Consider the following 12,371-nt stretch of genomic DNA (forward strand, 5'->3'; position numbering starts at 1 on the left):
ATGAACAGCTCTGCGATTATCAGATCGGCATCACCTACCATATCCATTCCGGGCCAAACTGCGTCTGCCAGCAGCGACGTATCCTTTGGCGACATGATGGAGCGGATCACTGACAACTGGGCAGAACGCAATGCTCAGGTCCATCACGAGACGGCAAAAAATGCCCAGGCTCAAATTCGCGAGAATACAGATGCCCGACGCAGCGACAGTGCAGACAGCAAGTTGCGCGACGATTATATCACACCTGATGCACCGCGGACCGATACGCGCTCCAGCAGCGATGACCGTGATCATTATGACGACGTCGACACAGCCGATAAGCATGATGATCCTCGTCCGGCACGTGATGTAGCCGACAGCAAGGGCGAACAGGAGCGCGACGACCTGAATGGAAAAGAAACAACTTCGGCATCCGATCCCAAAGAGGCTTCTGACGAGCAGGATGACGATGTAGCCAATGCTGATCAGCCTGCCAAAGCAAAAGACGAAACTGCCGCTTCTGCAGATCCAGCCTCGAAAGACGAGCCGACGATTGACCCGAACATGGCGGCCGTGCCCGCTGTCAATCCCGCGGTAAACGCGCAGGCCGCTAAGACTGTCGCCGGGACACAGACGGCAGCTGCAGTGGCAGGAACAGCTGCTCAGTCGGCTACAGGCACCCCAGCCCAGAATACCGAGGGCACTACCGACGGATTGATGAACTCCACAGCCCTGTCGCAACCTGCAGCAGCCGCAACGGCAAAATCTGCCCTTAACGGCCTGGATGGAAGCAGCACTGCTGCTGATGACAATGACAGCTTTATCGCCAAGGTCGTTGATGCCATGAGCGGCGAAGGCAATACCAGATCCGGCACCAAAACCGAAAATTCGGGCAACAGTACCAATGCTGTGAATGCAAATAACAATGCGGGTCAGCAAAATCCTGCCTCGTCGGGTAATGCGATCGCAGCGAACGGGACCAATCAGGCAGCACAGCAGGCAATGGCCGCTGCGGCGAGTGTGCCGAATATGCAACCGGGTGCACAGACAGCAACGACCGGTAATGCTGCAACTACCGTTAACGCAACCGGGTCTGCCGAGAGTACGGCCCAGGCAGCCAATGGAACACTTACCGGCAATAGTAGCCTGAACCAGAGCAATTCTGCTGGACAAACCGCACATACAGCACGCCATGCCCCCGCCCAGCAGGTGCAGCAGCAAGTCGCGGTGCATATCCGCAATGCCGCCAGCGAGGGTGTGGACAAGATTTCGGTTCAACTGCGCCCTGAACATCTTGGACGGGTCGACGTGAAACTTGAAATTGGCCACGATGGTCGTGTTCAGGGCGTTATTCAGGCCGACACGCGTGAAACACTTGACATGCTTCGTCAGGACTCACGTGCGCTGCAGCAAGCTCTCAAGGATGCGGGCCTGAACGCAGACAGCCAAAGTTTTACCTTCGAGCACAGGAACGAAGGTGGCCAAAGCCAGGAAGGCAACGGCCAATCCAGATTGGCAAACAATTCTGGCAGTGCGCCTGACGAAGGCGATGTCATGAGTGGTGCCGAGCTCGCTGAACATGTCGCGATTGGCTATGGGGTTAATCCCAACGGCCTCGTTGATATCCGAATTTAGGAAAGGTAGGGGAACAGGATCATGACCGTTTCATCAACTACCAATATTGGTGTGGCAGGAAACAATACGAATGCTGCCTCCAGCAACTCCGCCAGCCAGTTGGCCCAGAACTTCGACACGTTCCTGACGCTGTTGACCACCCAGCTCAAGAACCAGGATCCGACCTCGCCGATGGAAAGTGACAAATTCACCGACCAGTTGAGCCAGTTCGCCCAAGTCGAGCAAGGGATTCAGAGCAACAAGAACCTTGAAAACCTGCTTGCGATGCAAAGCCAGCAGCGACAGCTTTCCGCCCTGTCCTATGTCGGGGCCGAGATCGAAGCGGTTGGCGACACCAACTGGCTCGAAGATGGTGGCGATCTCAAATACAAATACAACATCTCGCCGGAAGTTCCGCGCCTGCAGCTGCAGGTTCAGGATCAGAGCGGGAAGACGGTTTATTCCGAAGATCTCACCGATGTTTCCGGTCTCCAGAACTTTACCTGGGATGGCAAAAACAATAGTGGCGTCGAACAAGCCGAGGGAGCCTACACCCTGGTGCTTAAACCGATGGCGGCTAACGGTGATACCTTCAAGGACGAAAAAGGGAAACCGGCCTCAATGGCGATTGGCATCATTGGCAATGTCGACAGTGTCGATATTGGTGATGACGATATTTATCTACGTATCGGTGACGTTTCTGTACCGTTCGGAACCCTGACCAACGTGAAACTTGGCGCGAACAGTACAGATACCGGAACCGAGACCGGCGACAATAATAATCCCGGAACTGACGAACAGGACGAAGCAGCCTGAAGGCTTTCATCCGGATTTTGATCAACACCCTGTAGGTGCAGGAGAAATACAATGAGCCTTTTTGGTGCTATGATTTCCGGTGTATCCGGCCTGAATGCCCAGTCGCAAAACCTGGGCGTCATTTCGGATAACATCTCGAACCTCAACACGGTTGGTTATAAAGGTACCGTTGGGCGTTTTTCGACGCTTGTTACGGAATCCGCGACCAACACCCGTTACACCCCCGGTGGTGTACGATTCCACCCGACAGCCCTGATCAGCAAACAGGGCCTGTTGCAGGCGACCTCGTCAAATACAGCAGCCGCAATTTCCGGCGATGGCTTTTTTGTTGTCCGCGACACGAACACTCCCGGCTCGGACAACGAGATATTCTTCACGCGTGCGGGTGATTTCAAACCTGACGATGACGGTTATTTGCGGAATACTGCCGGATATTATGTTCAGGGCTGGGCAACTGATCGTAACGGCGTCCTTCTGGACCCGACAGGAACACCAACTACGTCGAACAGCTCCGCAATCTCTGATTTGCAGGTTCTTGACATCAACTCGATCCTGACGGCAGCCGCGTCAACCACAACGATCGAGTTCGGAGCAAACCTTAATGCCAACGAAACACCGTTGACAGGCGGTTCGGATGTTTCCACAACATTGGGTATTGATGGTACTGCTGCCCTTGCGGGTCAGGCAGGTATCGCCGCCGGTGATTCTTTTGACATCACCTATAACGGTACCACCACGACAATCACGATCAACGCTGGTGAAACACTTGCTGATATCGCTGCAGAAATCAGTGCTGTTACCGGCGTGACAGCAACCGCCACTGCAACCGGCACCAACGATACCCTGACCATTACCGGTTCGTTCGCCGATCAGGATGTTGTCATTACCAACAACAATAACACACCTCTGACCGCCCTTGGCTTCTCCGGTCCGTTCCCGGCAACTCTGGCTGCGACCTACACGGGTGGTAACCTGGCATCAGGTGCTGTTGCCGAAAACAACACCATGCCGGTAACAATCTATGATTCCCTTGGTACTGCACATGTTGTCCAGTTGCAGGTCATCAAGCTGGGTCAGAACCGTTGGGGATTTGAGCTTACCGGAACCACGGCAACAGGCGAACTTGATGCAACCCAGCATCCTAACGGATTGATCCAGTCCGGTGTCATTACCTTTAACGGTGACGGCAGCCTGCGAACCTTTACTGACAACGCTGGTACCGACCTGCTTGATCAGGAAATCACCGCAAACTGGACCAATGGCTCCAACCCCAACGAAATCACCCTTGATCTCGGTACGGTTGGACTGACTAACGGTATCACCCAGTTTGGTGCAGGTTCGGACTCTAACGGTAACCTCGTAGAGTATGATACCCGCTTCATCAACCAGAACGGTGCGCAAGCAGGTTCCATGGTGAACTATGCCTTTACCGAGGACGGTTTCCTTCAGGTTGAATTCGCCAACGGCGTGAAACGTCCGATTTACAAGTTGGCTATTGCCACCTTTGAAGCGCCGGACGAAATGGAAAACTATACTGGCAACGTTTATCGCCAGACCCGTGAATCGGGTGACTATCTGCTGCGTGAGCCGGGGCTGAACGGTGCAGGTAACGTCGTAGCATCGGCTCTTGAATCGTCGAACGTCGATCTTGCCGAGGAATTCACAAACATGATTGTGACCCAGCGCGCCTATTCGGCGAACACCAAGACGATCACCACGACTGATGAAATGCTTGACGAGCTGATCCGTATCAAACGGTAACTGATTGATACCATCGGGGCGGCTTTGCGGCCCCGATGGACTGCATATTACAGGGACTCGCCCGGCTTTTTCAGCCGGGCTTCTTTTTGGCACCCACAATACCTACATAATGGGCAGCATATTGATCTCGCCAAAGATGCAAATGATTCAAATCACTGGCGAATTTTGGACACATTACTGGGCAATAATTGCCGGTCGTTAACCTGTTCTTCAATATGCGCTTCTATTCGTTGATGATACCGGTAGCTATTGTGCGGACATCTGCCGGTGTTGGGGACAGTGGTAACAATCGATCCGGAGCAGTCGAACGTGGGCGGTTTATTGCAAACGCTTAAAGGTCTTGGACCGACGCGCCTGATGGCCATCAGTGGCGTCGGGGTGTTGCTGCTTGTGTTTTTTGCATTCCTTATTCTGCGTGTTTCGGCACCGAACATGGAATTGCTTTATCGCGATCTTAATCCCGCGGACGCCAGCCAGATCGTCAACCGGCTCGAAGAACAGCAGGTTTCTTATCAGCTTTTGAATAACGGCACCGAAATTCTGGTCCCGGCCGATCAGGTCAACCGCATGCGCCTGTCGATGGCCGAAAGCGGTTTGCCGACAGGTGGTTCCGTCGGCTATGAAGTTTTCGACAATGGCAGCGGCCTTGGCGCGACCAGCTTTGAACAGAACATCAACCATGTCCGCGCCCTTGAGGGCGAGTTGGCGCGTACCATCGCGGCCATACAGTCCGTGCAGCAGGCGCGCGTTCATCTTGTGTTACCCAAACGCCAAATGTTCTCGCGTGAAACACAGGAAGCAAGCGCATCCATCGCCGTTAAAATGGCTGGCGGAGAATTGAAGCCCGAACAGGTCATTGCCATCCAGCATCTTGTCGCGGCAGCGGTGCCCCAACTGACCCCAAGCAAGGTTTCGATCATTGATGAACGTGGACGCCTTCTGGCGCGCGGTCAGGGCGAAGAGCAATCATCTACATTCCTGACCCAGACCGCCGATGAAATGCGCATCCGCAACGAAACGCGTCTGCGCAACACCATTGAAGATCTTCTGTCGCGTTCCCTTGGCTATGGCGAAGTCCGCGCCGAAGTTTCGGTTGAAATGGATTTCAACAAGGTCACAACCGCGGATGAACGGTTTAACCCGGACGAACGGGTTGTGCGTTCCAGCCAGACGATCGACGAAAATTCCACCAACAGCGAAACCGAGGGTGCCGACCCGGTAACGCTGCAAAACAATCTGCCGGACGCCAACTTTGACGCCGGACAGGGAGCAGGCACCAGCAGCCAGGAAACCCGTTCCGAGGAAACCGTCAATTACGAGATCTCCAAAACCACCACGACAAAGGTCAAGGAAATTGGCGAAATTTCCCGTGTGACCGTTGCTGTTCTGGTTGATGGCACCTATACGACAGACGAAAACGGTGAACGGCTTTATCAGGAACGTTCCCCAGAAGACCTGGAAAAGATCGCGGCCCTTGTTCGCAGTGCAATCGGCTATGACCCGGCGCGTAGCGATCAGGTCGAAGTGATCAATATGAGATTTGCCGACACGGCAGACCTGTTCCCGGATGAAGATGTCGAAACGTTCCTTGGTCTCGACAAAGCCGAAATCTTCCGTATCGCCGAGATGCTGGTCCTTGCCATCGTTGCGATCCTGGTCATCCTTCTGGTGGTTCGCCCGCTCCTGACCCGTGCCTTCGAAACACTGCCAAGTGCTGCCGATATGGCACAGCGTCAGTTGCTGGCCGAGGACATGACGGCAGAAGGCACCCCTGCCCTGACAGGGCCATCACCGGTCCCGATGGCACCGGGCATGGAAGATGGCGAAGAACTGATCAACCTGTCGCAGGTCGAAGGTCGCGTGAAAGCCTCCTCGGTCAAGAAGATCGGCGAGATTGTCGAGAAGCATCCGGAAGAGGCCCTGTCGATCATTCGCAACTGGCTTTATCAGGAAACCTGATTTGCCTGACGGTCCAATCATGGGCAGGGTGGCGTAAGGCCACCGGCCTGCTTGTCGCACAAACCAAACCAGCGGTTCGATATGACGGCCATTGAAAAATTCAAATTCTCGCTCAGTTTCGATGATGCCGATGACGTCATTCGTTCGTCAGGTTCGGATGATGAACATTATTCTCTGGGCAAAAAGAAAAAGAAGAAAGAGGAGGAGGCCCCACCGCCGCCTCCGGCAATTTACACCGAAGAACAAGCCGCCCAGATGGTAGCCGAAGCTGAGGTCGCGGCCCGCGAAGCCGCCGATGCTGAAGGTTTTGCCCGTGGCCTTGAACAGGGGCATGCTGAAATTCGATCATCCCTTGAACAGGCGATGGCAGATACTTCGGCACGTCTTGCCGAAACGCTTGCCCGGATTGACGAACAGCAAAAACGCGCCAACGCCCGCATCAACGAGGACGCCATCCATGTTGCCATCGGCGTGATGCGCAAAATTGCACCGGCCTGGTCAAAACAGTTCGAACTCACCGAAATCGAAAGCATCGTACGTCAATGTCTGGCAAACCTGTTTGACGCGCCCAAGGTGATTGTTCAGGTCCATCCCGATATCAGCGATATGGTTTCGGAAAGTGTTGAGAAAATCGCGCAGTCGCGGGGTTTCTCGGGCAAGGTCAGTGTTGTTGGCGAGCCCGATATCGATCTTGGTGATTGCCATGTTTCATGGGGTGACGGAACTGCGGTTCGCGATACAAAACGCATCTGGGCCGAAATCAACGATATCGTGGAACGTGCCCTGCAAGGCCATGGAGACGAGCATGAGCTCGACGGCAGTGATATGGGCGATCCTGACATACAAGACACCAGTCTGGCTGATCTGCCGCGCAATCAGCCCGGTGCAAAGCCCGAAGCACCGGCCTCCGGTCCGGAACCGGCACCCGGAAACCGGCGTGACGGCGAGGGAACAGGATCACACGACACGCCTGTATCGACCGGTCAGATCGAAGAAGGTCATGGCACAGAACGGGTTAATATGCCAACATCCCCCCAGGATGATGCGTCGCACACAGAAATCGGGATCGACGATAAAGAGGATCAGCTACAACAGGATGGGGACCCGTTGCAGCCAGATCACAAACCCGGTGTCGAAAACGAAACAAAAGTCGATGTGACGCAGGAAGCTCAAGGATCAGGAGACGAAAATGGCCGATGATGACGATCTTGAACTCTCGGAACTCGACAATGACGATATCGAGCTAGAGGGCGAAGGCACCGAACTTCTGGCCGCCGCCGAGATCGGCAGCGATGCCATGAAGACCTCCAAGGATCTCGAAGCGGTTTATGATATTCCCGTTCAGGTTTCAGCAGTCCTTGGAAAAGCAACCATGCAGGTAAGCCAGCTGCTAAAACTGGGTCGTGGTGCCGTCGTAGAGCTTGACCGCAAGGTTGGGGAAGCTATTGATATTTATGTAAACAACCGTCTGGTCGCTCGCGGCGAAGTGGTGGTTGTCGAAGACCGTCTGGGGGTAACCATGACGGAAATCATCAAGTCCGAGAAAAACTAGTCTTTTGAGAGGATGAGCGGGTATGGCGGACGGGGGGACTAAAACGTCGTTTGATATCGCGACGGTTGCGGGACTGGCTATTGGCTTCGCGCTTATTATCGCGGCGATCGTATTGGGGGGGTCGCCCGGGGCATTCATCGATATTCCGTCCGTTCTGATCGTGATCGGCGGGACGGCTGCGATTACCGCTGTCTGTTTTGCTTTGGGCGAATTCCTTGGGGCCGGCAAGGTCCTGATGCGCACGATTTTTCACAGATCGCGCAACCCGGCCGACGCCGCCCTGCAGATTTTGCAACTGGCTGAAATTGCGCGCAAAGGCGGAGTTCTGTCGCTTCAGGGCCATCTCGATAGCCTGCAAAGCGAAGAATATCTCTGGAAGGGGCTATCGCTTGTTGTGGACGGCACGCCGCCCGAAGAAGTCGAAGCCATCATGCGCAAGGACATGAACGCCACCATCGGGCGCCACCAGAAAGGTGCGAACATCATGAAAAAGGCTGGCGATATCGCGCCGGCCATGGGCCTGATCGGGACACTGATCGGTCTGGTGCAGATGCTTGGCAACCTTGATGACCCGTCTTCGATCGGTCCGTCCATGGCTGTTGCGCTTCTGACAACTTTCTATGGTGCGGTTCTGGCAAACATGGTGTTTATGCCGCTTGCAGCCAAACTCGAACGCAACTCGGGTGAAGAAGAACTTTTGAATTCGGTCTATATGGTGGGGGCCGTCTCCATCGGGCGACAGGAAAACCCCCGTCGTCTGGAAATGCTGATCAACTCCATCCTGCCCCCGTCAAAACGGGTCAGCTATTTCGATTGATCGGTGATATCCGCCAATTGAAATTGCCATTGGGAACGAAGCGGAAAGAGATGAGACTATGCAGGTATTGATCGTTGGTGGACTGGGCGGTCAGATCGGCGCAGCCAGCAAGATCGCGATGGCACGCGGCGCAACAGTCCAGTTGGCCGAAAGTGTCACGACATCGCTGAATATCCTGCGCGCAGGCAACCGTATTGATCTGGTCATGGCCGACATCACCCTTGATGTCGCTGCCCTGATCGAGGCGATGCACCGTGAACGCATCAATGTTCCGGTAGTGGCCTGTGGTATCGGTAATGATGTCAATGGTGCGGTCAATGCGATCAAGGCCGGTGCGCAGGAATTCATCCCGCTGCCTCCCGAAGCAGACCTGATTGCCGCCATCCTCGAAGCCGTTACCGAAGAAAGCCATGCCCTTATCCATCGCGATGCCCGCATGGCTGAAACCCTGCGTCTTGCAGAACAGGTCGCCAAAAGCAGTGCATCCATCCTGATCACGGGCGAAAGCGGAACCGGCAAGGAAATCATCTCGCGCTTCGTGCATCGCAAATCCAACCGTGCCGATAAACCGTTCGTCGCGGTCAACTGTGCCGCCATTCCCGATAACCTTCTGGAATCCGAACTGTTTGGTCACGAAAAAGGTGCCTTTACCGGCGCACAAGCCCGGCGTATCGGCAAATTTGAAGAAGCCAATAGCGGCACCCTTTTGCTTGATGAAATCAGCGAAATGGATGTCCGCCTGCAGGCCAAGCTGCTGCGTGCCATTCAGGAAAGGGAAATCGACCGTCTGGGGGGCAAAAGCCCGGTGAAGGTCGATGTCCGCATTCTTGCAACCTCGAACCGCAATCTTGAGGCCGAAGTCAATGCCGGGAATTTCCGCGAGGATTTGTATTTCCGACTGAACGTCGTCAATCTTGATATCCCGTCCTTGCGCGAGCGTCCGGACGATATCCCGGTTCTGGCCGAATTCTTTGTCAAAAAATATTCCGAAGCCAACGATGTCCCGGTTCGCCCGATCAGCCCGCTGGCAATTGCACGTTTGCGCAGCCACCACTGGCGTGGCAACGTGCGCGAACTGGAAAACACCATGCATCGCGCGGTCCTGATTGCGGGTCCGACCGAAATCGGCCCCGAAGCCATCATGCTTTCGGGCGCGGGCAGCAGCGAACCGGGTTGGCAGTCTGCACCGGCACCCGAAGCGGCCCATGCACCTGCCCCATCGCAACCCGCCCCAAGTGCACCTTCACGCGCAAGTTCGGCCTATGCCAATGCCAACGCGGCTTATGGTGGTGCGGCCTATCGTCCGGCTTCCCCAGCACCACAGGCACCTGCACCGCAACCTCATCATCACGATGATTATGCGTCACCCTGCCCGGCTGAACCGGTCGACCATGATGGGGATGCGGCAGATCGAACCAACGAGGATTCATCGGTCACGGCCGCCCTGGTCGGTCGGACGGTTGCTGATGTCGAACGCGATCTGATCATTGATACGCTGAAACATTGCTTTGGCAACCGCACCCATGCCGCCAACATTCTGGGCATTTCGATCCGCACGCTGCGCAACAAGCTGCGTCAATATACCGACGAAGGTCTTGCCGTGCCGCAACCCGGCAATGGTCAGGACTGAACATTACAAAACGACCGGTGCACCCCATATCAGAACAAGGGATGCATTCCCGGGATCGAACAACAATAGGGTAACCAACAGGCAATATGGCCGACGGTCGAGACATCACACCGGCAGGATCTGACGGATCGGAAGGATCGGGCGGCGCAGGCGGCCTGAATATGGCCGGTATCCAGTCGCGCGTCCGCTCGGCCATGAAACGTGGCGACATCGCCATGGCGCTTGGCTTCATCCTGATCCTTGTGGTCATGATGTTCCCGATGCCACCGTGGCTGCTTGATTTTCTGCTGGCATTGTCGATCAGCTTCTCCGTGCTGATTCTGATGACATCCCTGTTCATTCAGAAGCCGCTTGAATTCAACTCTTTCCCGATGATCCTGCTGGTGGCGACTTCGCTCCGCCTGGCATTGAACATCGCAACCACACGCCTGATTCTGGGCCATGGCCACGAAGGTACCCATGCTGCAGGTGCCGTGATCGAGGCGTTCGGCAGTTTCCTGATCTCGGGCAATTTCGTGATCGGGATTATTGTTTTTGCGATCCTTGTGATTATCAACTTCGTGGTGATCACCAAGGGTTCGGGACGTATTGCCGAGGTCGCGGCACGCTTTACCCTTGATGCGATGCCCGGCAAACAGATGGCGATTGATGCGGATCTGTCGTCAGGACTGATCAACGAGGCGCAGGCAAAGGCACGCCGCAAGGAACTGGAAGACGAAAGCTCGTTCTTCGGTTCCATGGATGGTGCCTCCAAATTTGTCCGCGGCGATGCGGTTGCCGGTATCCTGATCACCTTCATCAACGTGATCGGCGGTATCATCATCGGCACTGCCCAGATGGGCCTATCATTGGCCGAGGCCACCGAAACCTATACCATCCTGACAGTTGGCGACGGTCTGGTGTCCCAGATCCCCGCCCTGATCGTCTCGACCGCAGCGGGCCTTCTGGTGACCAAGGGTGGCCTTGACGGTGCAACAGAAAAGGCCGTTTTCGGGCAGGTCAGCAATTATCCTGCCGCCCTTGGTGTTGCGGCCGCAATGATGGCCGGCATGTCACTTTTGCCCGGCATCCCGATGGTCTGGTTCCTTGGTCTGGCGATCGTGCTGGGTTATCTTGCATGGCATCTTGGCAAAAAGCAGAAAGAAGCGGCTGCCAACGCCCAGATGGAGGAAGCCCAGACCGCGGCCGACGCCGCAGGCCCGCCGCCTGAAGAACCGATTGCCAATGCACTTCGCATGGACTATGTGCGGCTTGAACTTGGATACGGCCTCCTGTCGCTAATCAGTACCGAACGCGGCCAGAAACTGACTGATCAGATCAAGGCCCTACGTCGGCAACTTGCCACCGATATGGGCTTTGTCATGCCCAGCGTGCGCATTCAGGACAATATGCAACTGCCTGCCAACACCTATGTCCTGCGCGTCAAGGAAATAGAGGCCGGCCGTGGCGACCTTCGTCCCAATATGCTGCTGGTCATGGACCCCCGCGGCGAGGAAATTACCCTTGCCGGCGAAAAGACCATGGAGCCGACCTTCAACCTGCCCGCCATGTGGATCGAGCAGGGCATGAAAGAAGAAGCCATGTTCCGCGGCTATACGGTTGTCGATCCGCAAACCGTGATCACCACCCACATTACCGAGGTGATCAAGGACCATATGCCCGAACTGCTGTCCTATGCCGAAACCCAGAAGCTTCTGGACGAGCTCGACGACGACCAGAAAAAGCTGGTCGAGGATATCGTACCGGGTCAGGTATCCGTGGGCGGTGTTCAGCGCGTTCTGCAAAACCTTCTGACCGAACGCATATCGATCCGCGATCTGCCGACCATCCTCGAAGGGATCGCGGAATCTACCGCCTTTACCCGCAACCCGACCTTCATGACCGAACATGTGCGGTCCCGTCTGGCCCGCCAATTGTCGGATGTGAATACCAACCATGATGGCGTGATTCCGCTGGTGACCCTGTCGCCGCAATGGGAACAGATCTTTGCCGAAAGTCTGGTCGGCTCGGGCGAGGAAAAGCAACTGTCGATCCCGCCAAGCCAGCTGCAGGAATTCATCAACAAGGTGCGCACCACGTTCGAGCGGCTGGGCATGATGGGCGAGAGCCCGGTTCTGCTGACAAGCCCCGGCATTCGTCCCTATGTCCGGTCCATTGTCGAACGGTTCCGGCCAACCACGGTTGTGATGTCGCAGAACGAAATCCATCCCAAGGCTCAACTCAAAACCATGGGGCAGATATGA

The 12,371-nt window shown here is 55.5% G+C and carries 9 protein-coding genes; all 9 read left to right on the forward strand.

The genetic code is table 11. The features are described 5' to 3' along the window. The 9 genes from TH5_RS10450 to flhA all read left to right on the forward strand — a co-directional run bounded on the left by TH5_RS10450 (position 1) and on the right by flhA (position 12,371). Complete coding sequence (locus TH5_RS10450; RefSeq protein WP_114121810.1) at positions 1-1,614, forward strand: flagellar hook-length control protein FliK; 1,614 nt, start codon at positions 1-3, stop codon at positions 1,612-1,614. Between the two features lie 21 nt (positions 1,615-1,635). Further along, complete coding sequence (locus TH5_RS10455) at positions 1,636-2,409, forward strand: flagellar hook assembly protein FlgD (RefSeq protein WP_114121811.1); 774 nt, start codon at positions 1,636-1,638, stop codon at positions 2,407-2,409. Between the two features lie 51 nt (positions 2,410-2,460). Continuing rightward, positions 2,461-4,170 (forward strand): flagellar hook protein FlgE, encoded by a 1,710-nt coding sequence (locus tag TH5_RS10460; protein ID WP_114121812.1) that lies wholly within the window; start codon positions 2,461-2,463, stop codon positions 4,168-4,170. A 309-nt stretch (positions 4,171-4,479) separates the two neighbouring features. Beyond that, a complete protein-coding gene (gene fliF, locus TH5_RS10465; RefSeq protein ID WP_114121842.1) occupies positions 4,480-6,129 on the forward strand; it encodes a flagellar basal-body MS-ring/collar protein FliF in 1,650 nt (549 codons plus the stop codon). A gap of 81 nt (positions 6,130-6,210) precedes the next feature. Further along, the gene (locus TH5_RS10470; protein WP_114121813.1) at positions 6,211-7,329 is read left to right on the forward strand and encodes a FliH/SctL family protein; all 1,119 of its coding nucleotides are present in this window, start codon (positions 6,211-6,213) and stop codon (positions 7,327-7,329) included. Further along, positions 7,319-7,681, forward strand: coding sequence for a flagellar motor switch protein FliN (fliN, locus tag TH5_RS10475; RefSeq protein WP_007091338.1), 363 nt, complete (start codon positions 7,319-7,321; stop codon positions 7,679-7,681). The genes TH5_RS10470 and fliN overlap by 11 nt, the downstream gene beginning before the upstream one ends. 22 nt (positions 7,682-7,703) lie before the next feature. After that, positions 7,704-8,498: a motility protein A gene (locus TH5_RS10480; RefSeq protein ID WP_114121814.1), complete on the forward strand. Its 795-nt coding sequence runs from the start codon at positions 7,704-7,706 to the stop codon at positions 8,496-8,498. Between the two features lie 58 nt (positions 8,499-8,556). Continuing rightward, entirely contained in the window at positions 8,557-10,128 is a 1,572-nt protein-coding gene (locus TH5_RS10485) for a sigma-54-dependent transcriptional regulator (RefSeq protein ID WP_114121815.1), read from the forward strand. 86 nt (positions 10,129-10,214) lie between these two features. After that, entirely contained in the window at positions 10,215-12,371 is a 2,157-nt protein-coding gene (flhA, locus tag TH5_RS10490; protein WP_114121816.1) for a flagellar biosynthesis protein FlhA, read from the forward strand.

The sequence above is a fragment of the Thalassospira xianhensis MCCC 1A02616 genome (assembly GCF_003326475.1).
Lineage (GTDB): Bacteria > Pseudomonadota > Alphaproteobacteria > Rhodospirillales > Thalassospiraceae > Thalassospira > Thalassospira xianhensis.